At 60.8% G+C, this 22,004-nt stretch carries 22 protein-coding genes and 3 pseudogenes; 14 read left to right on the top strand and 11 right to left on the bottom strand.

What is annotated here, in order from left to right:
• Window positions 1-101: 101 nt before the first annotated feature.
• Genes AB2N04_RS09405 through AB2N04_RS09425 form a run of 5 tightly spaced genes read right to left on the bottom strand, consistent with a single transcriptional unit; the run spans window position 102 to window position 5,331 of the window.
• Window positions 102-908, bottom strand: coding sequence for an ABC transporter ATP-binding protein (locus AB2N04_RS09405; protein WP_367718773.1), 807 nt, complete (start codon window positions 906-908; stop codon window positions 102-104).
• A 32-nt stretch (window positions 909-940) separates the two neighbouring features.
• Complete coding sequence (gene hydA / locus AB2N04_RS09410; protein ID WP_367718525.1) at window positions 941-2,392, bottom strand: dihydropyrimidinase; 1,452 nt, start codon at window positions 2,390-2,392, stop codon at window positions 941-943.
• 51 nt (window positions 2,393-2,443) lie between these two features.
• Window positions 2,444-3,694, bottom strand: a complete 1,251-nt coding sequence (locus tag AB2N04_RS09415) for a Zn-dependent hydrolase (protein WP_367718526.1) — start codon at window positions 3,692-3,694, stop codon at window positions 2,444-2,446.
• Window positions 3,695-3,707: 13 nt separating this feature from the next.
• Complete coding sequence (locus AB2N04_RS09420) at window positions 3,708-4,001, bottom strand: cupin domain-containing protein (RefSeq protein ID WP_367718527.1); 294 nt, start codon at window positions 3,999-4,001, stop codon at window positions 3,708-3,710.
• A gap of 1 nt (window position 4,002) precedes the next feature.
• The gene (locus tag AB2N04_RS09425; protein ID WP_367718528.1) at window positions 4,003-5,331 is read right to left on the bottom strand and encodes an aspartate aminotransferase family protein; all 1,329 of its coding nucleotides are present in this window, start codon (window positions 5,329-5,331) and stop codon (window positions 4,003-4,005) included.
• Between the two features lie 245 nt (window positions 5,332-5,576).
• Between AB2N04_RS09425 and AB2N04_RS09430 the strand changes: the two genes are divergently transcribed.
• The 8 genes and pseudogenes from AB2N04_RS09430 to AB2N04_RS09465 all read left to right on the top strand — a co-directional run bounded on the left by AB2N04_RS09430 (window position 5,577) and on the right by AB2N04_RS09465 (window position 10,529).
• Window positions 5,577-6,194, top strand: coding sequence for a TetR family transcriptional regulator C-terminal domain-containing protein (locus tag AB2N04_RS09430; RefSeq protein ID WP_367718529.1), 618 nt, complete (start codon window positions 5,577-5,579; stop codon window positions 6,192-6,194).
• A gap of 252 nt (window positions 6,195-6,446) precedes the next feature.
• Window positions 6,447-7,172 carry a hypothetical protein gene (locus tag AB2N04_RS09435; RefSeq protein WP_367718530.1) on the top strand — a complete coding sequence of 242 codons (726 nt, stop codon included), beginning with the start codon at window positions 6,447-6,449 and terminating at the stop codon, window positions 7,170-7,172.
• Window positions 7,169-7,564 carry a DUF2019 domain-containing protein gene (locus AB2N04_RS09440; protein WP_367718531.1) on the top strand — a complete coding sequence of 132 codons (396 nt, stop codon included), beginning with the start codon at window positions 7,169-7,171 and terminating at the stop codon, window positions 7,562-7,564. Before AB2N04_RS09435 ends, AB2N04_RS09440 begins: the two co-directional genes overlap by 4 nt.
• A 676-nt stretch (window positions 7,565-8,240) precedes the next feature.
• Window positions 8,241-8,612, top strand: coding sequence for a DUF2019 domain-containing protein (locus AB2N04_RS09445; RefSeq protein ID WP_367718532.1), 372 nt, complete (start codon window positions 8,241-8,243; stop codon window positions 8,610-8,612).
• Between the two features lie 246 nt (window positions 8,613-8,858).
• A pseudogene (locus AB2N04_RS09450) lies at window positions 8,859-9,194 on the top strand (DUF2019 domain-containing protein).
• A gap of 64 nt (window positions 9,195-9,258) precedes the next feature.
• Window positions 9,259-9,636, top strand: a complete 378-nt coding sequence (locus AB2N04_RS09455; RefSeq protein ID WP_367718533.1) for a DUF2019 domain-containing protein — start codon at window positions 9,259-9,261, stop codon at window positions 9,634-9,636.
• Window positions 9,637-9,720: 84 nt separating this feature from the next.
• Entirely contained in the window at window positions 9,721-9,939 is a 219-nt protein-coding gene (locus AB2N04_RS09460; protein WP_367718534.1) for a DUF6500 family protein, read from the top strand.
• Between the two features lie 101 nt (window positions 9,940-10,040).
• On the top strand, window positions 10,041-10,529 hold the full coding sequence (locus AB2N04_RS09465; protein ID WP_367718535.1) for a CreA family protein: 489 nt from the start codon (window positions 10,041-10,043) through the stop codon (window positions 10,527-10,529).
• 18 nt (window positions 10,530-10,547) lie between these two features.
• Here the strand turns inward: AB2N04_RS09465 and AB2N04_RS09470 are convergent, their stop codons facing one another.
• From AB2N04_RS09470 to AB2N04_RS09480, 3 genes and pseudogenes are all read right to left on the bottom strand, one after another.
• Window positions 10,548-11,756, bottom strand: coding sequence for an ATP-binding protein (locus AB2N04_RS09470; protein ID WP_367718536.1), 1,209 nt, complete (start codon window positions 11,754-11,756; stop codon window positions 10,548-10,550).
• Window positions 11,753-12,542, bottom strand: a pseudogene (locus tag AB2N04_RS09475) (alpha/beta fold hydrolase). The gene AB2N04_RS09470 and the pseudogene AB2N04_RS09475 overlap by 4 nt, the downstream one beginning before the upstream one ends.
• A 214-nt stretch (window positions 12,543-12,756) precedes the next feature.
• Window positions 12,757-13,188, bottom strand: a complete 432-nt coding sequence (locus AB2N04_RS09480; RefSeq protein WP_367718537.1) for a PaaI family thioesterase — start codon at window positions 13,186-13,188, stop codon at window positions 12,757-12,759.
• 119 nt (window positions 13,189-13,307) lie between these two features.
• Between AB2N04_RS09480 and paaA the strand changes: the two genes are divergently transcribed.
• From paaA to AB2N04_RS09510, 6 genes and pseudogenes are all read left to right on the top strand, one after another.
• Entirely contained in the window at window positions 13,308-14,303 is a 996-nt protein-coding gene (gene paaA, locus AB2N04_RS09485; RefSeq protein ID WP_367718538.1) for a 1,2-phenylacetyl-CoA epoxidase subunit PaaA, read from the top strand.
• Window positions 14,304-14,308: 5 nt separating this feature from the next.
• Window positions 14,309-14,597: pseudogene (gene paaB / locus AB2N04_RS09490) on the top strand (1,2-phenylacetyl-CoA epoxidase subunit PaaB).
• Window positions 14,597-15,370: a 1,2-phenylacetyl-CoA epoxidase subunit PaaC gene (gene paaC, locus AB2N04_RS09495; protein WP_367718539.1), complete on the top strand. Its 774-nt coding sequence runs from the start codon at window positions 14,597-14,599 to the stop codon at window positions 15,368-15,370. The pseudogene paaB and the gene paaC overlap by 1 nt, the downstream one beginning before the upstream one ends.
• Window positions 15,367-15,903 carry a 1,2-phenylacetyl-CoA epoxidase subunit PaaD gene (paaD, locus tag AB2N04_RS09500; protein ID WP_367718540.1) on the top strand — a complete coding sequence of 179 codons (537 nt, stop codon included), beginning with the start codon at window positions 15,367-15,369 and terminating at the stop codon, window positions 15,901-15,903. Before paaC ends, paaD begins: the two co-directional genes overlap by 4 nt.
• Window positions 15,904-15,925: 22 nt before the next feature.
• Window positions 15,926-17,005 (top strand): 1,2-phenylacetyl-CoA epoxidase subunit PaaE, encoded by a 1,080-nt coding sequence (paaE, locus tag AB2N04_RS09505; RefSeq protein WP_367718541.1) that lies wholly within the window; start codon window positions 15,926-15,928, stop codon window positions 17,003-17,005.
• Between the two features lie 171 nt (window positions 17,006-17,176).
• Window positions 17,177-17,986, top strand: a complete 810-nt coding sequence (locus AB2N04_RS09510; protein WP_367718542.1) for a hypothetical protein — start codon at window positions 17,177-17,179, stop codon at window positions 17,984-17,986.
• A 178-nt stretch (window positions 17,987-18,164) separates the two neighbouring features.
• On the opposite strand, the gene AB2N04_RS09515 is transcribed toward AB2N04_RS09510, so the two are convergent.
• From AB2N04_RS09515 to AB2N04_RS09525, 3 genes are all read right to left on the bottom strand, one after another.
• Window positions 18,165-19,811: a thiamine pyrophosphate-binding protein gene (locus AB2N04_RS09515; protein WP_367718543.1), complete on the bottom strand. Its 1,647-nt coding sequence runs from the start codon at window positions 19,809-19,811 to the stop codon at window positions 18,165-18,167.
• Window positions 19,808-20,983, bottom strand: a complete 1,176-nt coding sequence (locus tag AB2N04_RS09520) for a CaiB/BaiF CoA transferase family protein (protein WP_367718544.1) — start codon at window positions 20,981-20,983, stop codon at window positions 19,808-19,810. Before AB2N04_RS09520 ends, AB2N04_RS09515 begins: the two co-directional genes overlap by 4 nt.
• 90 nt (window positions 20,984-21,073) lie before the next feature.
• Window positions 21,074-22,003: a lysophospholipase gene (locus AB2N04_RS09525; RefSeq protein WP_367718545.1), complete on the bottom strand. Its 930-nt coding sequence runs from the start codon at window positions 22,001-22,003 to the stop codon at window positions 21,074-21,076.
• Between the last annotated feature and the right edge of the window lies 1 nt (window position 22,004).

The raw sequence follows: 22,004 nt of genomic DNA on the forward strand, positions 1-22,004 counted from the left end.
GGAGAAGGGGGCATAGACGGTGCCGCTTCGTCCTTCTCCCCGTGCGCGGGGAGAAGGTGCCGGCAGGCGGATGAGGGGCAGCGCTGGCAGTGGACATTTTCCTAGTCATCGCCATGCCCCGCTCTCAGCCCATCGCGCACCCGGTGTGCAATCTCCAGAAACTCCGGGCTTTCCCGAATGTCGAGCGGTCGATCCTTCGGCAGCGGCGAAACGATCACGTCCGTCACGCGGCCGGGCCGCGGCGACATGACGATGATGCGCGTCGAAAGATAAACCGCTTCCGGTATCGAGTGGGTCACGAAGCCGATGGTCTTGCCGGTGCGCGCCCACAGATCGAGCAATTGCTCGTTCAGATGGTCACGCACGATCTCATCGAGCGCGCCGAACGGTTCGTCCATGAGAAGAAGGTCGGCGTCAAACGCGAGCGCCCGCGCTATCGAGGCGCGCTGCTGCATGCCGCCCGAGAGCTGCCATGGGAACTTCTTCTCAAAGCCGGCAAGGTTCACCAGGTCGAGCGTGCGGTGCACACGCTCTTTCTGCTCCGCCTTCGAATAACCCATGATCTCCAGCGGCAGGGCGACATTTTGCTCGATGGTGCGCCAGGGAAAGAGCCCCGCCGCCTGAAACACATAGCCATAGGCCCGGTTGCGACGCGCCTCTTCCGGCGTCATGCCGTTGACGAGGATTTCGCCGGAGGTGGGCTGTTCCAGATCGGCGATCACACGCAGAAATGTGGTCTTGCCGCAGCCCGAAGGGCCAATGAAGGAAACGAACTCACCCTTGTTGATGGTCAGGTCCACATCGGCGAGTGCCCGCACCGGTCCGTCATTGGTCTCGAAGGTGAGGCCGAGCCCGCGGGCTTCCACGACGGGCTGGCTGGTTTGAGGGGAAGACGCTTCCTGGCTGATTGCTGGGTTGGCGTTCAATGGATGTGTCTCCCTTATACGCCGCTCGCCGGAATGCCCGTCCGCTCTACCTTGCGCGGCGCGGTCACTTCCTTCCATTGCGAAAGCGCCCGGTTCACCGCCATATGCGGCTTGCGCGCGACGAATTTCCCGTGGCCGGGTTTCGGCTTCACCGCGCCATCTTCGACCACAATTTCGCCGCGTGACAGAACCGTCTTCGGCAGGCCCTTCACCTCGATGCCCTCGAACACATTGTAGTCGATGGCCGATTGCTGGCTTTTGGCTGAAATCGTCTTTTCCGCTTCCGGATCCCAGATCACGATGTCCGCATCCGCGCCTTCGACGATGGCGCCTTTCTGCGGATACATGTTCAGGATCTTGGCGATGTTGGTGGAGGTGACGGCGACGAATTCGTTCATCGTCAACCGGCCCGTATTGACGCCATGGGTCCAAAGAACCGGCATGCGGTCCTCGAGCCCGCCTGTGCCATTGGGGATTTTTGTGAAATCGTCCACGCCATAGCGTTTCTGGTCCGTGGTGAAGGCGCAATGGTCGGTGGCAACCACCTGCAACGAGCCTGCCTGCAGCCCCGCCCAGAGTGAATCCTGATGTTGCTTGTTGCGGAAGGGCGGGCTCATCACGCGGCGCGCCGCGTGGTCCCAGTCGGCATTGGCGTATTCGCTTTCATCCAGCACCAGATGTTGGATCAGCGGTTCGCCGTAAACGCGCATGCCTTTTTGCCTGGCCCGGCGGATCGCTTCGTGGCTCTGCTCGCAGGAGGTGTGCACCACATAAAGCGGCGTGCCTGCCATGTCGGCGATCATGATGGCGCGGTTTGTGGCCTCGCCCTCAACCTCGGGCGGGCGCGAATAGGCATGCGCTTCGGGCCCATTGTTGCCTTCCTCCAGAAGCTTTGCCTGAAGCTGTGCGACCACATCCCCGTTTTCGGCGTGCACAAGCGGCAGGGCGCCAAGCTCGGCGCAGCGCTGGAACGACGAATACATCTCGTCATCGTCCACCATCAGCGCGCCCTTGTAGGCCATGAAATGCTTGAAGGAGGTGATGCCCTTTTCCACCACCTGCGGCATCTCGTTGAACACCTGCTCGCCCCACCAGGTGATCGCCATGTGGAAGGAGTAGTCGCAGGTCGCCCGGGTCGACTTGTTGTCCCACATCTGGATGGCTTCCAGCAGGGACTGGCCGGGCGAGGGCAGGCAGAAATCCACCACCATTGTGGTGCCGCCGGAAACGGCAGCGCGTGTTCCACTTTCGAAATCGTCGGTGGAATAGGTGCCCATGAAGGGCATTTCCAGATGGGTGTGTGGGTCGATCCCGCCCGGCATCACATAGCAGCCCGTGGCGTCGATCTCGTGATCGCCATTGAGATCGTGACCTATCGCCACGATCCTGTCGTGCTGTACGAGAATATCTGCCTTCCACGTCCGGTCAGCCGTGACGATGGTTCCGTTTCTGATGACCTTGGACATGAGTTTCCCCTCTTGTTTTGTTGTCCACGGTGGAATTGCGGGATCGTCAGATCATTCGACGATCTCCGCCGTTTCCACCACGGCATGGAACAGGACGTCCGCTCCGGCCTGCGCCCACTCCTTCGTGATCTCTTCCGCCTCATTGTGCGAAAGCCCGTCGACGCAGGGGCACATCACCATGGCGGTCGGCGCCACCTGATTGATCCAGCAGGCGTCGTGACCGGCGCCCGAAACGATGTCGCGATGCGAATAGCCAAGCCGTTCGGCGGCGTCGCGGATCGCCTTCACGCAGCCTTCGTCGAAGGTGACCGGGGCGAAATGGCCGACCGGCTCGATTTCGAACTTGATGTCGAGCGCGTCGCAGATGGTCTCGATGCCGGCTTCGATCTTCGCCCGCATCCTGTTCAGCGTCTTCTCGTCGGGCGAGCGGATGTCCACCGTGAACACCGTCTTGCCGGGAATGACATTGCGAGAATTGGGGTAGACCTCCACATGGCCGATGGCGCCCACGGCGCTGGGCTGATGGTCCATCGCCACTTCGTGCACCAGCTCCGTCACCCGCGCCATGCCCAGCCCGGCATTGCGGCGCTTGGGCATCGGTGTCGAGCCGGTGTGGCTCTCCTTGCCGGTCAGCGTCACCTGCAGCCACCACAGGCCCTGCCCATGGGTGACGACGCCGATATCGATGAACTCATCCTCAAGGATCGGCCCCTGCTCGATATGCAGTTCGAAGAAGGCTTTCATCTTTCGCTGGCCAACGGGCTCGTCGCCCTTCCAGCCAATACGTTCCAGCTCGTCGCCGAAGCGCTTGCCTTCCGCATCCGTGCGCTCATAGGCCCAGTCGCGCTCATGGACGCCGGCAAACACGCCTGATGCCAGCATGGCAGGCGCAAAGCGCGTGCCTTCCTCATTGGTCCAGTTGGTCACCACGATGGGGTGTCTGGTCTTGATGCCCAGATCGTTCATCGAGCGGATGATTTCGAGCCCGCCCAGAACGCCGAGCACGCCGTCATATTTTCCGCCGGTTGGCTGGGTGTCGAGGTGGGAGCCCACATAGACGGGCAGGGCGTCCGGGTCGGTGCCTGCGCGGGTGGCAAACATGGTGCCCATCTCGTCCACGCCCATTTCGAGCCCGGCTTCCTCGCACCATTTCTGAAAGAGTTTTCGGCCTTCGCTGTCTTCGTCGGTCAGTGTCTGGCGGTTGTTGCCGCCGGCCACACCGGGCCCGATCTTCGCCATTTCCATGAGTGAATCCCAGAGGCGGTCGGCGTTGATCTTCAGGTTCTCGCCCGGTGCGGCCATATTGCGTATTCCCTTATTTCAATTCGACTTCGACGAACGACATCGGTTTGTCGCCGCCATTGATAACATTGTGCTCCACACCCTCGTTGCGGCGGTAGGAGACACCTGCTTCAAGGTTGTTGTGTACGGTCTCGCCGCCCGGCATTTCCAGATGGAAGGCGCAGGGCGTGAGCGTGGTGATCACATAGTCCATGCCGTGCCGGTGCCAGCCGGTCTCCGCGCCCGGCGCGAAGTCCCAGCGGGTCACGCGCACGCGCTCGTCGTCGATCAGCACTTCATGGGTGGCTTTCTCGCGTTCCGCGGACATCTCAGTCGATCATCCTCAAAACATCGCGCAGATTGTCGATCAGCTCGTCGATCTGGCCTTTGGAGATGATCAGCGGCGGTGAAAGCGCGATGATGTCGCCCGTGGTGCGGATCAGGAAGCCGCGCTCATAGGCCTTGAGGAAGGCCGAGAAGGCGCGTTTGGTCGGTTCGCCGGGAATGCTCTCCAGCTCCACCGCGCCGACAAGGCCGATGTTGCGGATGTCGATCACATGCGGTTCGCCCTTGAGTGAGTGCAGCGCGTCTTCCCAGTGGTCGGCAAGCTCCGAGGCGCGGGTTAGCAGCCCCTCTTCCTGATAGGTGTCGAGCGTCGCCAGACCCGCGGCACAGGCGATCGGATTGCCCGAATAGGTGTAGCCGTGGAAGAACTCGATGAGGTGTTCCGGCCCGTTCATGAAGGCGTCGTGGATTTCCTTCTTCACGAAAACCGCGCCCATCGGGATGACGCCGTTTGTGATGCCCTTGGCGGTGGTCATGATGTCCGGCACGACGCCGAAATAATCCGCCGCAAACGGTGCGCCGAGGCGGCCGAAACCGGTGATGACTTCGTCGAAGATCAGCAAAATGCCGTGCTTGTCGCAGATTTCGCGCAGACGCTTCAGATAACCTTTCGGCGGGATCAGCACGCCCGTGGATCCAGCCACCGGCTCGACGATCACCGCCGCCACCGTGGATGCGTCGTGCAGGGTGACGATGCGCTCCAGCTCATCGGCCAGATCGCCGCCATGCTCGGGCTCGCCGCGCGTGAACGCGTTTTCGCCGGGCAGATGCGTGTGCGGCATGTGGTCGACGCCCGTCAAAAGCGTGCCGAACATCTTGCGGTTGGCGACGATGCCGCCGACCGAGATGCCGCCGAAATTGACGCCGTGATACCCGCGCTCGCGGCCGATCAGCCGGAAGCGGGAGCCATCGCCCCTGGCGCGGTGATAGGCAAGCGCGATCTTGAGTGCCGTTTCGACGCTCTCCGACCCGGAATTGGTGAAGAACACGTGGTCCATCCCCTCCGGCGCCATGGCGGCCAGCCGGTTGGCAAATTCGAATGCGATGGGATGGCCCATCTGGAAGGCGGGTGCATAGTCGAGCTCAGCCGCCTGCTGCTGGATGGCCTCGGTGATCTTCGGCCGGCAGTGGCCGGCATTCACGCACCATAAGCCTGCCGTGCCATCCATGATCTTGCGGCCATCCTCGGCCGTGAAATGCATGTCCTTGGCGGCGACGAGCATGCGCGGCGTTTCCTTGAACTGCCGGTTCGCGGTGAACGGCATCCAGAACGCAGACAGATCGTTCGGCCTCTTGTTGAGCCTGTCGAGCATGACCAAGCTTCCCCTGATTGTTGTTTCGCTCGGCTTGTCCCGGTCAATGCTTGGTGCTTTGCGCGAAGATATGCTACGCAATTTTTGACCGTTTGGACAAACGTTAACACCGCCATGTTGGCGGTCAAGGGGATAGTAGGGGAAATGTCCTTGCGCTGGCGCATTCCACAGTGGACTAATCGGCTGGACCAGCTTGGCCTTGCGCTATGTGCTGGCCATGCCCGCCGTGCGGGCGAGGCCGCCTGATGGACAAGCCCGCCGCCCGCCCCAAACGCACCCGCATCCAGCGCGAAAAGCGCGAACTGATCGGCGAGGCCGCGCTGGAGGTTTTTTCACAGCACGGGTTTCGCGGCTCGACCATTGACCAGATCGCCGACGCGGCCGGCATGTCCAAGCCCAATCTCCTCTATTATTTCAAGAACAAGGAGGAGATTTTTGCGACTTTGATTCACCGTCTTATGGAGACCTGGCTCGCCCCCCTGCGCGAAATGGATGCGACGGGTGATCCGCACACGGAAATCCGCTCCTATATTCGCCGCAAGATCGAGATGGCGCGTGATTTCCCGCGCGAGAGCCGGCTGTTCGCCAATGAGATTCTGCAGGGCGCGCCGCGTATCCTGCCTTTGCTTGAAGGCGAATTGAAGGAACTGGTGGACGAGAAAGCCGCGGTCATTGCCATCTGGATGCGTGAGGGACGCCTGAAAAAGAGCGATCCCTACCACTTCATCTTCGCCATCTGGGCGACCACCCAGCACTATGCCGATTTCGACGTGCAGGTGCGCGCGGTGTTGGGCGAAAACCGCGGTGGCGAGGGCCGTTTCGAGGATGCCGCGCGGTTTCTGGAGGGGCTGTTTCTGGCCTGAGAAACGGCGCTTATCGAGACGGTTCGTCATGAGGATGCGATAGGGCTGGCCCCGTCCGGGGATAAACCCGCGCTCCTGCCCGCAATCCTGATCTTTTTTCTTTGCCCAGGCATATGACCAAGCATCTGAATTGTCTTTGGAACGCGCATCGTTCCCCGGATCACATCAAGAAAAGGATAGGAGTTTAATCCTCGCCACCCGCAGTGGCCTGATCATAACCCCGTTGAACGAGGCGGGGTCAGATGGTCAGCGATGGCGACGAGCGAGAACTTGCCAGGGATTTTGCGGCACTGCGCGCGGGCCTATGCCGAAGGCGCGTTTCTGATACGGGCGTGGCATTTGCAGGCCTTGCTGGAGGCGCGGGCGAACTTCAATCCCGCTCAGCCGCGTGTTCCGCGTGGTTACCGCTACGGCGGGCGGTGGACTGGGCCGGGTGGCGACTGGGGCGGACCTGCACACGACGATGGCCGTGCGAGAATTGTGGCCGTCAGCGGCGACCCGGACGAGCCGAAGATCCCCCACAAGAGGCCAGCGCGGGCGCGTGAGCGCAATCGGATCGGTCGTGCTGCGGCCCGGTATCTGCGGACGCTTCCGCTTTGGCAGCGGGTTCGCTTTCTCGCGCGGGTCGGCTGGCTGGCGAACGAAGCCGGGCACACGATCCGATCCTACTCCGACGAGCCGCGCGCGCTGGAGGAACTTAAGGAACGTGCGACTGTACCGAGACCGGGCTATGATATACACCATATAGTTGAGAAAACGCCGGCATATCGCGACGGATTTTCGCGGGAAATGATCGAGAGCCCGCAGAATAAGGTCCTGGTTCCGCGGTACAAGCATTGGGAGATCACGGCCTGGTATGCAACGAAAGATGAGAGATTTGGAGGCCTTTCACCTCGAGAGTATCTTCGCAGTGAGTCCTGGCAAAAGCGCGTTGAGATAGGGTTGTTTGCACTGCGATATCATGGAGTTTTGAGATGATGGTGAAGAAAGGGAAAGCGGTTCCGGTTGACGCCACAGTGCAAGAATTCATCGATCTCAGCCTGACACAGCATGAGGCAGTGCTTTATCTAGAAACGCGGCCCTACAATCGCGCCTATGAGAAAATCCGCAAACTAGTTGACAAGCTCAGGTTGTCCCCCGGTGATCAGCGTCATGTTCTGGTCGATCTGTTCGACCATCCAAACCCTCAAGTGCGATTGAACGCAGCCAAATATGCTCATCCTCTTTTCCCTGAGGAGTCCATTCAAGTCGTTCAATCCATCATTGATGCCAAAAAATACCCGCAGGAAGCGCATGCCAGGAGCGCGCTTGATTATCTGATGTTCGGGCCATTACCCGAGAATGATGGTTGTCCAGCGTTGTTGACGTAGGACGTCGCTCCTGGACCCACGGCAATCCATCCGCGAGAGCGCGGTGGATAGTGAGATTGCAGAAGCAGGTTTCAATCCGCACCAACCCCGTGTTCCGCGTGGTTCCCGCTACGGCGGGCGGTGGACTGGGGCCGGGTGGCGACTGGGGCGGACCTGCACACGACGATGGCCGTGCGAGAATTGTGGCCGTCAGCGGCGACCCGGACGAGCCGAAGATCCCCCACAAGAGGGCTGCGCGGGCGCGTGAGCGCAATCGGATCGGCCGTGCTTTGACGCAGTATCTACGGTCGCTTCCCCACTCGCGGCAAGCTGACATCATAGAACGGGTCGGTTGGCTCGCGAATGAAGTCGGACACACGATCCGCTCCTACTTCGATGAGCCGCGCTCATTGGAGGAGCTAAGAGAACGTGCGACAGCACCGAGACCGGGTTATGATATACACCATATAGTTGAAAAGACGCCGGCATATCGCGACGGATTTTCGCGGGAGATGATCGAGAGCCCCGACAACAAGGTGCTGGTTCCACGGTACAAGCATTGGGAGATTACGGCATGGTACGCCAAAAGAACTGGCAAGTTCGGTGGCCTCTCTCCTCGAGAGGCTCTCCGTAATGCCACTTGGCGCAGGCGGGTAGAGATAGGACTGTCGGCATTGAGGGAACATGGAGTTTTGAGATGACGGTGAAGAAGAGAAGTGAGCTCTCCGTCGATCAGATTATCCGGCGGTTTATCGACCTCAGCCTGACGCAGCATGAGGCTGTGCTATATCTCGAAACACGGCCCTACAATCGCGCTTATCTTAAGATTAAAGGTTTGGCGGAAGAACTGGAAGCACGCCCCGGTGATCAGCGGCATGTTCTGGTCGATCTTTTCGACCATCCAAACCCGCAAGTGCGTTTGAACGCAGCCACATATGCCCATCCCCTTTTCCCAGATCCGGCCATTAAGGTGGTTCAATCCATCATCGATGCCAAAAGACATCCACAGGAAGCGGATGCCAGAACCGTGCTTGACTACTTGATCAATGGACCTCTTGAACCGGAATGATGGAGTTGTTGCGAAGATGACATCTCGACATCATACCGAAACCCAGGCCCGTTCATTGAACATGCTGGATGGGTTGGACGCTTGGATAGGTCTGCTGCCAAATCCAATGATTTGGGAGGATTCTTGTTTCAGCAACTTCTTCGAGGGCTTCAGGGCGCGGGCGGGTAGAGGCCGGCCTTTTGCGTTGCAACGGCTTGGAACTTTCAAATGATGACGAGACGCAAGAATAACGCTCCCGTCGACGAGATGCTGCAACGCTTCATCGAACTGAGCCTGACGCAGCATGAGGCGCTGCTATATCTTGAGGCCCGGCCTTACAACCGGGCTTATATGAAAATCAAAAAGCTGGTTGAAGAACTGGAAGCGCGCCCCGGTGATTAGCGTCATGCGCTGATCGAACTGTTTGATCACGATAATCCTCAAGTGCGGCTGAACGCCGCCAAACATGCCCACCCTCTTTATCCGGATAAGGCCATTCAGATTGTTCAATCCATCATTGATGCCAGGGCGCTTCCGCAGGAAGTATATGCCAAGGATGTACTTTCATTTCTGATGTATGGACCACGGTTTGGGCGAAGGTAGAAAGCCGCCGGGAGGAACGCGAATTGATGGGGCGATATGCACTGAGAAAGTTTGGAGTGCTTAAATGAAGTCCAAAGCCGCTCGTCTTGCAAACCAGTCAGACGACAGTCTCATTGCGCGTGCCGCTGAAATTGGCGTGGACCAGGATCATGCGCTGTTGGGAAATGAAATTTCCCGTTTTAACAAGCTCTTCGACGAACTGATGTCGATTAAGAATGAACTACGCACGCGGCCAGGAGATCGGCGGCGGCTGTTCATGGAACTCTATGAACATCGAAACATGCAGGTGCGTCTGAATTCCGCCAAGGCGACCCTCGCCGTCGCGCCGCAGGAGGCGCGGGCGCTGCTGGAGTGGATCGCGGCATCGAAGCATAATCCGCAGGCTGGTGATGCCGGGATGTGCCTCTGGGCGCTCGATGAAGGGATCTTCGTTCCGGACTGAGTTTCAGCAAACCCAGTGGGGGCAGCGCTCGGCTTGGATCAGTAGAGAAAAAGCGCCACCCTGGTCACAAAAAGGATTCCTCACATGCGGTCAGCGCTCAGGGCGAAAGCCATCGCGATCTGCGAAGAGAAAATCGCGAAGAAGGGTGAGGGCGTCGGGCTCTCTTTCTACGCCTTCTTCGCCAACAAGAATGACGATCCCGAGCTTCTCATGGAAGCGGCGGAATGGTGGATCAGGACGCACGCGCTCGACCATTTCGAAAAGGCGGTGAAGATCCGGGACATGATCCGGTCTGGCAAATAGCCAACGGTCTTTCAAAGCGGTTCGTCTGGCCGGCGCATTCCATTCGCGCCTGTCAGTCCCCATATTGGTGGCATCCGATTTTGAACCGTTCGAGACAGGCCATGCGTTTTTCCCTCCCGACCCTTGCCGCTTCACTCATCGCATCCGTTTTCATCGCAGCACCCGCATCCGCCGAGCAGGTGGGCGAAATCGGTGTCGACTGGCTCGGCAACGACATCATCATCGAGGCCGTGCACGACCCCAAGGTCGAGGGCGTGACCTGTCACGTCACCTATTTCGACCGCGGCGTGATCGACCGGTTGCAGAAGGGCAACTGGTTCGAGGATCCGTCCAACTCCTCCATCTCATGCCGGCAGACCGGTCCCATCGTCATTGGTGACATCGACCTTGGCGAAGATGGCGAGGAAGTGTTCAAGCAGCGCCAGTCGCTGATCTGGAAGTCGGTCGTCGTCAAGCGTATTTATGACGAGAAGAATGACACGCTGATCTATCTTTCCCACGCCCGCCAGGTGCAGGACGGTTCGGCCAAGATGGCGATCTCGACCGTGCCGCTCTACGGCACCGATGCGCGTTGGGAGAAAGAAGACTAGGGCGCGTGCGGCCTGCGGTCAGGTCGCCTCAGGCGCTGTCTGGGGCATTGTGAACACGAAGGACGTTTCCTTCTCGTCGCTTTCGACCTCCAGCTTGCCCTTGTGGGCGCGGGCGATCTCTGAAGCGATGAACAGTCCGAGCCCAAGCCCTTTCTGATGCGCCCGCACCTCGGCACGAGAAAACGGCTGGAAGAGCCTGACACGCACGTCAGGAGGTATGGGCCCGCCGGCATTGGTCACGCGGATCGTGAGAACGCTGTTGCTGCAGGTGGAGACGACCCGTACGGCTTCGCCTTCGGTGCCATGGTCGATGGCGTTGCCAACGAGATTGGAGACCAACTGCCCAATGCGCCCTTCATCACAGTCAATCGGCTCGGGGAGGGCGACCTGTGTTTCGACCCGGGCGCCTTCGCGGCCGGCGACGATCTCGTCCACCACCTGCTGAATGACAGGACCGAGTTCCACCGTTTTCATCTCCACCGCCATGCCCTTGCCAAGGCGGGCGGCGGCGAGGTCAAGCATGTCGTCGATGAGACTGCTCATGCGCGCGATGCTGGAGCGCATGAGATCGACCACTTTCTCCCGCTTTTCCGGGTCGGGGTCGCGGGTCAGAATCTCGGCGCCGCTGCGTATCGAGGCAAGCGGGTTGCGAAGGTCATGACCAAGTACGGCGACAAACTGCTCGCGCAGCTTGGCCGTCTGCTTTTCGTACCAGAGCCCCTGTTCCAGTTTGATGCGCTTCTGCACCGCATTTTCAATACGTTCCTCCAGCGATGCGTTGAGTGTGGCGAGTTCCTCACGTGCCTTTTCGGCTGCGCGGCGCGCCTCCAGCAACTCCCGTTCATACTGCCGCCTTTGCCGGGCCCGAAACAGGGCGACGCGCACGGAGAGGGGAGTGCCTGCCGTGTCGCGAACTTCTCGCGCATTCGCAAGCACCGGCAGTGTGGTGCCGGAGGCGTCGGAGAGGTCGAGCGCCACTTCGTCGAAAAATCCCTGCATGCGCAGAAGCGGCGCGAAGTGGGTCTCGTAGAATATGCGGCCGGGGGCACTCAGTATTTCATGGAAGGCCTTGCCTGCGAGTTCCTCTTTCGAATAGCCGAGCCAGTCCACCAGGGTCTGATTGGCGCGCAGAATGCGACCATTGGGGTGCAGGGATACGTATGCGCAGGGAGCGTTTTCAAACAGCTCCTCCGCATCATCGGCTGCGTTCTTGTAGACCACGTTCACAGAAAATCTCTCATCGCTCTGATCACCTCGTCGGGTGCGCTCAGATTGGGACAGTGTCCATAGGCATCGAGCAGGGCCAGCCGCGCATCGGGGAGGCGTTCTTCCACGTATTTCCCCACCTGTTGACCCGCGATCACGTCCTCCTTGCATTGCAGCACGAGACAGGATGTCTGAACCGAAGCCAGATCAGCCCGGTTGTCGGACAGGAAAGTCGCGCGCGCGAACGCGCGGGCGATGTCCGGATCGGTGCGGCAGAAGCTGTTCTCCAGCTCTTCCGACAGTTCGGGGCGATCCGCATTTCCCATGATCAGGGGCGCCATCTGAGCCGACCAGCCCATATGGTTCTCGTCCAGGAACTCCAGGAGCTCTTCCAGTTGCTCACGTGAAAACCCGCCCTGATAATCCCCGTCATTGAGATAGCAGGGGGAAGGGCAGACCAGGACGAGCTTTTCAAAATGTCGGGGCGACTTGATGGCCGCCAGCGCGCCGATCATGGCACTCACCGAGTGGCCGACAAAAATCCCGTTCTCGACATCCACGGCTTCGCAGATCTCCACCACGTCATCCGCGTAACCTTCCAGCGTGGCGTATTTCTTCTGATCATAGGCAACAAGATCAGAGCGGCCCCGCACCGACATGGTCGAACAGGATAACCTTGTGGTCGCGCTCGAATTCCGGTGCAACGAAACGCCACATGTTCTGATCGCACCCAAAACCATGAGCGAAGATCATCGCCTTCTGGCCTTCGCCGCTGACATTGATGTTGTTGCGTTTGATGATCGACATTCAGAACTGACCCATTGTTATCAGGGTGGACCTGCCGCCGCTGGCCAGCCACAGGAGAAATTGTCTGCTGTCGGTGGTGGGGTGCCTCCCTCTATGCATGCTAAGCCATATTTATCGGGCGCGGAAGCCGGTTGTGGTTTTTTGTGTTTCCGTTGCGGAAGGCTGAATGACCCATCGGTTCACGTGCGCTGCCGGCCAAATGAAGGGCTTCATTTTATTCGAGATAGGCATAGGCCCCGGTCGCGGAGAAGGCGAGCCGCGTCTCTCCTTCAGCGCGCATTTCCACCCGCACATAGGCCATGCGCCTGCCATTCGACAGAACCTCGACGCGGATCATCACCGGACCGGGTTTCAAAGGTCGGATGAAATGGGTGGTCATATCCACGGTGGTGCAGGTACGGAAGCGGCCATTGGCGGCGGAGAGCGCTGCCACGGCGCAGGTGTCGGCGGCGGAAGCCGTTGCCTGCCCGCAGATCACCCCGCCCACATGCACCAGATCGGCATTTTCCGGAAGGCGGAAATCGACCCCCGTCTTGTCTGCCGATAGCGCTTCGATCGCCAGTGCTTTGATCCACGGCGCGAAGACCGATTGTAGCGTTTCCCTTGCTGCGTCCAGTGCCTGTTCCGCGTCGAACTGAGCGTTCATGTCACTCCGGTCTCCAAAAATGCGTTACGAAATATTGCCATTATTAGTATTTTTTGTTACATATTTAAAGGCAGACTGACGCTCCGCCCTGAGCCGCGCGTGAGCATGGAGGACAAGCGATGTATAGCCAAGGGCTTATCGGCGCGAAGACCGATACCAGGGAAGACGAGGCCTTTCTCGCCGCCTTTCAGGCGCGGATCGATGCCGAAGAAAAGATCGAACCGAACGATCCGATGCCGGAGGGCTATCGCAAGACGCTGGTCCGCCAGATCGGCCAGCACGCGCATTCGGAGATCGTCGGCATGCTGCCGGAAGGCAACTGGATCACGCGCGCGCCGTCGCTGCGCCGCAAGGCGGCTTTGCTTGCCAAGGTGCAGGATGAGGGCGGCCACGGGCTTTATCTCTATTCCGCCGCCGAGACGCTGGGCGTTTCGCGCGAGGAGATGACCGAGGAACTTCTCAGCGGCAAAGCCAAATATTCCTCCATCTTCAACTATCCGACGCAGACCTGGGCCGACATCGGCGCCATTGGCTGGCTGGTGGATGGCGCCGCCATCATGAACCAGATCCCGCTCTGCCGGTGCTCCTACGGTCCCTACGCGCGCGCCATGATCCGCGTGTGCAAGGAAGAGAGTTTTCACCAGCGTCAGGGCTACGAGATCATGATGACGCTGGCGCGCGGCACGCCCGAGCAGAAGGAAATGGCGCAGGATGCGCTGAACCGCTGGTGGTGGCCCTCGCTCATGATGTTCGGCCCCTCCGATAGCGACAGCCAGCACAGCGACCAGTCCATGAAATGGAAGATCAAGCGCTTCACCAATGACGAGCTCAGGCAGAAATTCGTCGATGCGACGGTGCCGCAGGGCGAGTTCATCGGCCTGACCTTCCCCGATCCGGACCTGAAATGGAACGAAGAGAAGGGCGGGTACGATTTCGGCGCCATCGACTGGGATGAGTTCTGGCGGGTGGTGAAGGGGCATGGCCCCATGAACCGCGACCGCATCGAGGCCCGGCGGAAAGCCTGGGACGAGGGCGCATGGGTGCGCGAGGCGGCACTCGCGCATGCGGAAAAACGGAAAGCCCGCCGCGAGGCGGCGAAAATGGCGGCGGAGTGAGCGACATGACGAAAAACCTGATCCCCCTTTGGGAAGTTTTCATCCGCCCGCGCAACGGGCTGGCGCACAAGCATTGCGGTTCGGTGCATGCCGCCGATGAGGTGATGGCGCTTCAGGGCCGCGCGCGATGTCTATACGCGCCGGGGTGAGGGCACCTCCATCTGGGTCGTGCCATCCGCCGCGATCACGGCCTCGGACCCGGAGAACAAGGACGAGAACTTCGAGCCGTCTCTCTCCAAGGTCTACCGTCACCCGACCTTCTACGACATTCCCGAAGATGTGGGGCATATGTGATGGCTGGCACTGCTACCATCTCCCGTGAGGCGCTGACGGCGTTTTTGCTGCGGCTTGCCGACGATCATTTGGTTCTCGGCCACCGGCTTTCGGAGTGGTGCGGCCATGCGCCCATGCTGGAAGAAGATCTCGCCATGCCCAACATGGCGCTCGATCTCATCGGCCAGGCGCGCGCGCTCTACCAGTGTGCCGGCGAGGTTGAGGGTAAGGGCCGCGATGAGGATCAGTTGGCCTATATGCGCCGCGAGCGTGAGTATGTGAATTGCCTGATGGCCGAGCGCCAGAACGGGGATTTTGCGCACACCATGCTGCGCCAGTTCTATTTCGCAGCCTTCATGCAGCCGCTCTGGCGGACCATGATGTCGTCCACTGACGAGCGTCTTGCCGGCATTGCCGCAAAGGCCGAGAAGGAAGTCGCCTATCACATCCGGCACGCCGGCGAATGGGTGGTGCGCCTTGGCGATGGCACGGAGGAAAGCACCCGCCGCATGAAGGCCGCGGTCGAGGCGCTCGCGCCCTATGTGGACGAACTGTTCGAGAGCGACGATGTCACCCGCGCCGTGGCCGGGGCCGGCATCGCGCCCGACCCGTCCACGCTGCGGCCTGCCTTCGACGCCATTGTCGGCCCGGTCTTTGCCGAGGCGGGGCTCGACTGGGTAGAAACGCCCTATGGCCAGACCGGCGGCCGTCAGGGCCGTCATGGCGAGGCGCTGGGCTTCCTGCTTGCCGAGCTTCAATATATGCAGCGCACCTATCCGGGGATGACGTGGTGATGGGCGACACGGTGGTGACGGCCTTTCCTTCGGGCCACCTTCCTCCCGCGGGCGGGAATAAGGAAGAGCGCGCCTATCGTGCCGCCGCCGCCGTGGTCGATCCGGAAATCCCCGCCGTCACCATTGCCGATCTCGGCATACTGCGCGGCGTCGAGATGGATGGGGATGTCGCCGTCGCCCGCGTCACACCCACCTATACGGGTTGTCCGGCGGTCCTCGCCATCGAGCTCGCGGTGGAGACGGCCCTGCGTGAGGCGGGCTTCAAACCGCGCGTGGAGCGTGTCATTTCGCCCGCCTGGACGACGGACTGGATCACGGCGCAGGGGCGCGAAAAGCTGCGCGCCTATGGCATTGCGCCCCCGGCGAACGCGTCCAATTCCATCCGCGCCCTGTTCGGCGAGACGGAGGTGGCGTGTCCGCGCTGCGGCTCGCTTGAGACTGCGCGGATTTCCGAATTCGGCTCCACGGCCTGCAAGGCGCTTTACCGCTGCCAGAGCTGCCACGAGCCTTTCGACTATTTCAAATGTATCTGACAGACCCCAGACCGAGGTGACCATGGCCCCGCGTTTTCACGATCTGAAAGTGGCCTCCATCGAGCGCCAGACTCCCGACGCCGTGGCGATCGCCTTCGAGATCCCGGCCGATCAGGCCAAGGCCTTCGCCTTCACCCCCGGCCAGTATCTGACGCTCGCGACCGACATTGACGGCAAGGAAGCCCGACGCTCCTATTCCATCTGTTCGGCCCCCGGCGATCCCTATTTGCGCGTCGGTGTGAAGAAAGTGGCCGATGGCCGCTTCTCCACCTTCGTCAACGATGTGCTTTCGGTTGGCGACACGATCCGCGTGATGCCGCCGCAGGGGCGCTTTACCGCGTTGAAGGGCGAGCGCCACGATTACCTTCTGTTTGCCGCCGGCTCCGGCATCACGCCGATGCTGTCCATTGCCCGCACGGTTCTCGCCCATGAGCCCGACAGCACCATCACGCTGGTCTATGGCAACCGCTCCACCGAGACGATCATGTTCCTTGAGGACCTGAACGATCTCAAGGACCGTTACATGGACCGCTTCACTCTGATCCACCTCCTGTCGCGCGAAACGCAGGATGTGGAGCTTCTGAACGGTCGTATCGATGCAGAGCGTGTTGGCGAGCTGGCTGCTGGTGGTCTCATCGAGCCCGCCGCCATGGATGGCGTGTTTCTTTGCGGCCCCGGCGAGATGATTGACGCGGTCTCCGGCGCTCTTGAGGCCATGGGGGTCGAGCGCGACCGTATCCGCTTCGAGCGTTTCACGCCTTCCGGTGAAGCGCCGGCGCCCCGCAAGGCGTCGAAGGCCGCACGCGAGGCGGTTCAGGAGGGTGTTGCGGTCGAAGTCGTGGTCGATGGCGTGCGCCGCAGCTTTTCCATGCAGGATGCCGATGGCACGGTGCTCGACGCTGCCCACAAGGCCGGCATCGAACTGCCTTACTCCTGCGCCGGCGGCATGTGCTGCACCTGCCGCTGCCGCGTGGTGGAGGGTGAATCGGAAATGGCCGTGAATTTTTCGCTCGAACCCTGGGAAGTGGAAGCCGGCTTTACACTCGCCTGCCAGACCCGTCCCACGGCGAAGAAACTGGTTCTCGATTTCGACGCTGCCTGATCAGCGAGACCGTCAACGGCGCATTCCTTCTCCCCGCAAGCGGGGAGAAGGTCCCGGCAGGGCAAGCGCCTGCTCTTATCGATTTGCAACACCACTCGCTTCGTCAGGTAAAGGCGTTGTAATCCCAAGCGGTATTCGATTGAATGCCGTTGCAGGCTTTGGGAGGGCACAATGGGTGCAGAAGATCTGGTCCGTCATATGACAGCGGCGCTTGCTGACCATCATGCGATGCGCGGCCTCTTTCTAGGCGGCAGTTTCGGCAGTGGTGAGGCCGATGCCTTCAGCGATCTCGATTTCATCCTTCTGGCTGATCCTTCCTCGCACGACGAACTTGAAGGTGCGTGGTGCAAAGCGGTTGAAGCTTATGCGCCGGTCGTTTTCTGGAACCGTCGCTCTGGTAACGGTATCCTGCTCTTGAACGCGATAACGGAGCGTTGGGTGCGTTGCGATGTGTACTTGACCAGGCCTTCTGATTTTGCGCGCAGGGCCAGAAATCAGGTGCGCCCCATTATTGATCGCGATGGTGCTTATGAGAGCCTGCCGCAGGCGCTGCCCCTACGCGCGCCTGATCCGCAACGCGTCTCCTATCTGGTCAACGAGTTCATCCGCGTTCTCGGGTTGATGCATGTCGGGCTGGGGCGCGGCGAGTATTTTCTACTCGCCGGCAAGGGGTTGGGGCATTTGCGCGATCTTCTTACAAGTCTTCTTCTGGAAAAGGTGACAGTGCCGGATCGCGGCGGTGCGCTGCATTTGAGCAGGCTTCTGCCTGCGGAGGAATTGCAGATGCTGAATGCCTTGCCTTTTCCACCCCCGCAGCGTGAAGCGGTGATAGAGGCACATCTTGCGTTCGCTCGCGCATTCTTTCCTAGGGCACGCAGCCTTGTGGAGGAGTTGGGGCTCGAATGGCCGGAAGCATTCGAGGCTGCAACCCGGAACTTTCTGCTTGAAGCAGTGGGCACAGGCTGGGATTTACGCTGGTAGCTGTTGCCTGGCGTGCTGTTTAAAGGCGCAGAGGGCGTCATTCTGAGGCTCTTGTATCTCCGTCAGGACGAGCATCCCTCTGCCGTTTCTTCTGCTGAGCTGAAGCCACACGCTGCCATGGCCGCTGGTCAACTAGGTAGCGCCATCCGGGCGTGAACGGCCCGGCATTCAACCAATCTCAGCGCTTCTCGCGAATATCCGTGAGCGTCTTTGCCGGCGTAATGGCTTCCGGGTCGAGCTTGATCTCGATCAGCGCCGGTTTCCCATTCGTTTTCGCGCGCTCGAATGCTGCGGCAAACTCTTCCGTTTTCTCCACGGTTTCGCCATGGCCGCCATAGGCGCGGGCAAGGGCTGCGAAATCAGGGTTGTTGATCGAGGTGCCGGAAACGCGACCGGGATAATCACGCTCCTGATGCATGCGGATGGTTCCGTAGATACCGTTGTTCACCACCACCACGATGATTGGCAGGTTTTCCTGTACGGCAGTGGCAAACTCCTGGCCGTTCATCATGAAGCAGCCATCGCCGGCAAAGGCGAGCACGGGCCGCTCTGGGAACAGTGCCTTGGCGGCCACCGCGGCCGGCGTGCCATAGCCCATTGAGCCCGAAGTCGGCGCGCCCTGCGTAGCAAAGCGGCGGAAGCGGTGAAAGCGGTGCACCCAGGTGGCGTAATTGCCGGCGCCATTGGTGAAGATCGCATCTTCGGGCAGAACGCTTTCCAGATACTCCATGATCGGACCCATCTGCACCGCGCCGGGGCCGGTCTTCGGCGGGGTCGACCAGTCGAGATAGGCCTGATGCAGGCGCTCGGTCTCTTCTGCCCATGGCGCGTCACCCGGCGTGAGCGCGGCAAACGCTTCGGCGAAGGCTGCCGACGATGCGTTGATGGCAAGCTTGGGGCGGTAGACACGGCCAAGCTCATTGGCGTCGGCGTGCACATGCACCAGTTTCTGGTCGGGATAGGGGCTGTTCATGAGCGTGTAATCGGACGAGGGCATCTCGCTGAACCGACCGCCGACAAGCAACACCAGGTCGGCCTCCTTGATCGCGGCTGCGAGCTTCGGGTTTGGGCCGATGCCCACATCGCCGGCATAGGAGGGATGCAGATGGTCGAACAGCATCTGCCGGCGGAACGAGCAGCCAACGGGCAGGGCCCAGGCTTCCGCCGCCTTCTGGAAATTTGCCACGGCCTTCTCGTTCCAGCGCGAACCGCCAAGAATGACGAAGGGCCGCTTGGCGTCTTTCAGGAGAGCGGCAAGCTCTTCCATCTCGGCGTTGCCCGGTCGCGTCTCCACTGGGGTGTAGGGCAAAGCCGCCGGCGCATCCGCCACGCTGGTCAGCATGTCTTCGGGAAGCGAAATCACCACCGGGCCGGGGCGGCCGGAGGTGGCGACCGAAAAGGCGCGCGTCAGGATTTCGGGGATCCGCGCCGCATCGTCGATCTCGGTCGCCCATTTGGCGATGGGGCCGAAAAAGGCGCGGTAATCCACCTCCTGAAACGCCTCGCGTTCACGCGCGTGGCTCGCCACCTGACCGATGAACAGGATCATCGGTGTGGAATCCTGCATGGCGATGTGTATGCCGGGCGAGGCGTTGGTCGCACCGGGGCCGCGTGTCACGAAGCAGATGCCGGGCTGGCCGCTCAGCCGTCCGTGGCAGTCCGCCATCATCGCCGCGCCGCCTTCCTGGCGGCAGACGATATTGCGGATCTTCGAATCGTGAAGCGCGTCGAGCACCGCCAGATAGCTTTCTCCCGGCACGCTGAAAATGCGGTCGACGCCGTTCGCTTCGAGGCTGTCGACAATGAGCTGGCCGCCGGTCTTCATTCGCTGTCTTCTCCGATTTCGCGCAGGATCTCTGCCGTGTGTTCGCCAAGCCTCGGGCTTGGCCGCTCAAAGGCGAGCGGTGTCTGTGAAAGGTTTATGGGGGAGCGTACCGAGGGCAGCGCCGTGCCGTGACCGTCGTCGAGGGAAAGCTGCATGCCGCGCGCCTTCACCTGCGGGTCGTCGAACATTTCCTCGATCGTGTTGATCGGGCTTGCCGGCACCGCATTGGCGTCGCATTTGCCCAGAAGGTCCGCTTTTTCCCAGTTCGCCAGTGTGGAGACGATACGTTCGCGCAACGCTGCGCGGTTTGCTACGCGCGCCGGGTTGGTTGCAAAGCGTTCGTCTTCGGGCAGGTCGTCAAGGCCGACGATCTTGCAGAAGCGCTGGAACTGACCGTCATTGCCCACGGCAAGGATGATGTGCCCGTCCTTCACCGGCAGCACCTCATAGGGCGCGATGTTCATATGCGCGTTGCCCATCTGCACCGGGCTGTTGCCGGAAATCAGGAAGTTCATGTTCTGGTTGGCGAGAACCGCCACCTGGCTGTCGAGCAGCGCCATGTCGATGTGCTGGCCTTCGCCGGTCGCCTCCGCGTGGCGCAGCGCTGCCTGAATGGCGATCACCGAGTAGAGCCCGGTGAAGATGTCGCTCACCGCCACGCCCACCTTCTGCGGCTCGCCGCCCGGTGCGCCGGTGATGGACATCAGGCCCGACATGCCCTGAATGATGAAATCGTAGCCCGCGCGTGGCGCATAGGGGCCGGTCTGGCCAAAGCCTGTGATGGAGCAATAGATGAGGCGCGGGTTGATGGCCTTCAGGCTTTCATAGTCGAGCCCGTATTTTTTGAGGCCACCCAGCTTGAAATTCTCGATCAGAACGTCGGCGGTGGCGATCAGCTTTTTCAGCTTCTCCGCCTCTTCCGGCTGCGAGAAGTCGAGCGCGATGGAGCGCTTGCCCCGGTTGCACGAATGGTAATAGGCAGCGGAGAGGTTCTCGCCGTCACCACCTTCCACGAAGGGCGGTCCCCATTTGCGGGTGTCGTCGCCGCCATTGGGGTTTTCGACCTTGATGACATCGGCGCCCAGATCGGCCAGCACCTGGCCCGCCCAGGGACCGGCCAGAATGCGCGCCAGTTCGATGACGCGAACGCCCTTCAGGGGTGGCTTGTTCATGATCGCCCGCAGCCCTCCAAAACTTGTGCCATTTTGAGGTAGCAAACGGTGGAGCCTGCTTCCAGATGCGCAGACCGCATTATTTTGGCATTAATTGATGAGTTTTCCGGCCCAGCGGACGAAATCTTCCATGGCCTTTTCTCGGTCGGTTTCGTTGAGGGATTCGTGTCGGAAACCGTCGTAGATCCTTGTTTCCAGATTCGAAAAGCCGTTTTCGCGCAGGCGGTTTTCGAGCTTGCGCACGATCTTTCCGCCTTTGGTGGACGGGTCTTCGCTGCCGCCGACAAGCATGATGGGCAATGTCTTGCGGGCCGCCTCCAGCGTCGCGCTATCGGCTGCCTTCAGACTGAGGTCGAAGAGTGCTGTCCAGATGCCGATGGACGCTTCCCAGCCGGAGAGGGGGTCTGCGATATATTTGTCCACTTCGCACTGATCCCGCGACAGCCAGTCGGCATCGGTGCGCCGGTCGGGAAAGGCACGCGCCCAGGCAGCGAAGGTGAGTTTCGGCAAAAGCCGCGAGGGAACGTCCGAGCCCAGGCGAAAACGCTCCCATGCAAGCACGGCCTTGCCGGTAAGCGCCTCCGCCCGTGTCGCCAGTGGCGCATTCCAGATTGCCGCACCCGCAAGGCGGTGGCCGTTGCGTAGCGCGTAGTTGAGCGCGATCATGCCGCCCATGGAGTGGCCGAAAATGATGATTGGAAGACCGGTATGCTCCTTGGTGATGTGTCTGTGCACGGCCTCCACATCCTTCAGAAGCGTTCCGGCCGTCGCTTTCGGACCGATATGGCCGAGCGGTGCTCCCGGTGCTCTGGTCTTGCCATGGCCGCGATGGTCATGCGCGTAAACGTGGAACCCGTTTTCGGACAGAAATTCTGCGAACCGGGCGTATCGGGCCGCATGTTCTGCCACGCCATGGTTGATCTGCACGGCAGCCCGCGCCTTACTGCTCGCCCGGCGCGACAACAGGTGCAGATCGGATCCGGTTGGCGTTGTCAGGCGGGTTTCAGCATCGAAGCCCATC

The sequence above is a fragment of the Nitratireductor sp. GISD-1A_MAKvit genome (genome assembly GCF_040819555.1).
Taxonomy (GTDB): Bacteria; Pseudomonadota; Alphaproteobacteria; order Rhizobiales; family Rhizobiaceae; genus Nitratireductor.

Excerpts from the sequence above, each read along its gene's own strand:
- AB2N04_RS09465 (WP_367718535.1), top strand. The coding sequence starts at position 10,041 with ATGCGTTTTTCCCTCCCGACCCTTGCCGCTTCACTCATCGCATCCGTT.
- hydA (WP_367718525.1), bottom strand. The coding sequence starts at position 2,392 with ATGTCCAAGGTCATCAGAAACGGAACCATCGTCACGGCTGACCGGACG.
- AB2N04_RS09415 (WP_367718526.1), bottom strand. The coding sequence starts at position 3,694 with ATGGCCGCACCGGGCGAGAACCTGAAGATCAACGCCGACCGCCTCTGG.
- AB2N04_RS09515 (WP_367718543.1), bottom strand. The coding sequence starts at position 19,811 with ATGAAGACCGGCGGCCAGCTCATTGTCGACAGCCTCGAAGCGAACGGC.
- AB2N04_RS09440 (WP_367718531.1), top strand. The coding sequence starts at position 7,169 with ATGATGGTGAAGAAAGGGAAAGCGGTTCCGGTTGACGCCACAGTGCAA.
- AB2N04_RS09480 (WP_367718537.1), bottom strand. The coding sequence starts at position 13,188 with ATGAACGCTCAGTTCGACGCGGAACAGGCACTGGACGCAGCAAGGGAA.
- paaE (WP_367718541.1), top strand. The coding sequence starts at position 15,926 with ATGGCCCCGCGTTTTCACGATCTGAAAGTGGCCTCCATCGAGCGCCAG.
- AB2N04_RS09445 (WP_367718532.1), top strand. The coding sequence starts at position 8,241 with ATGACGGTGAAGAAGAGAAGTGAGCTCTCCGTCGATCAGATTATCCGG.
- paaA (WP_367718538.1), top strand. The coding sequence starts at position 13,308 with ATGTATAGCCAAGGGCTTATCGGCGCGAAGACCGATACCAGGGAAGAC.
- AB2N04_RS09435 (WP_367718530.1), top strand. The coding sequence starts at position 6,447 with ATGGCGACGAGCGAGAACTTGCCAGGGATTTTGCGGCACTGCGCGCGG.
- AB2N04_RS09425 (WP_367718528.1), bottom strand. The coding sequence starts at position 5,331 with ATGCTCGACAGGCTCAACAAGAGGCCGAACGATCTGTCTGCGTTCTGG.
- paaC (WP_367718539.1), top strand. The coding sequence starts at position 14,597 with ATGGCTGGCACTGCTACCATCTCCCGTGAGGCGCTGACGGCGTTTTTG.
- AB2N04_RS09420 (WP_367718527.1), bottom strand. The coding sequence starts at position 4,001 with ATGTCCGCGGAACGCGAGAAAGCCACCCATGAAGTGCTGATCGACGAC.
- AB2N04_RS09455 (WP_367718533.1), top strand. The coding sequence starts at position 9,259 with ATGAAGTCCAAAGCCGCTCGTCTTGCAAACCAGTCAGACGACAGTCTC.
- AB2N04_RS09520 (WP_367718544.1), bottom strand. The coding sequence starts at position 20,983 with ATGAACAAGCCACCCCTGAAGGGCGTTCGCGTCATCGAACTGGCGCGC.
- AB2N04_RS09510 (WP_367718542.1), top strand. The coding sequence starts at position 17,177 with ATGGGTGCAGAAGATCTGGTCCGTCATATGACAGCGGCGCTTGCTGAC.
- AB2N04_RS09525 (WP_367718545.1), bottom strand. The coding sequence starts at position 22,003 with ATGGGCTTCGATGCTGAAACCCGCCTGACAACGCCAACCGGATCCGAT.
- AB2N04_RS09430 (WP_367718529.1), top strand. The coding sequence starts at position 5,577 with ATGGACAAGCCCGCCGCCCGCCCCAAACGCACCCGCATCCAGCGCGAA.
- AB2N04_RS09460 (WP_367718534.1), top strand. The coding sequence starts at position 9,721 with ATGCGGTCAGCGCTCAGGGCGAAAGCCATCGCGATCTGCGAAGAGAAA.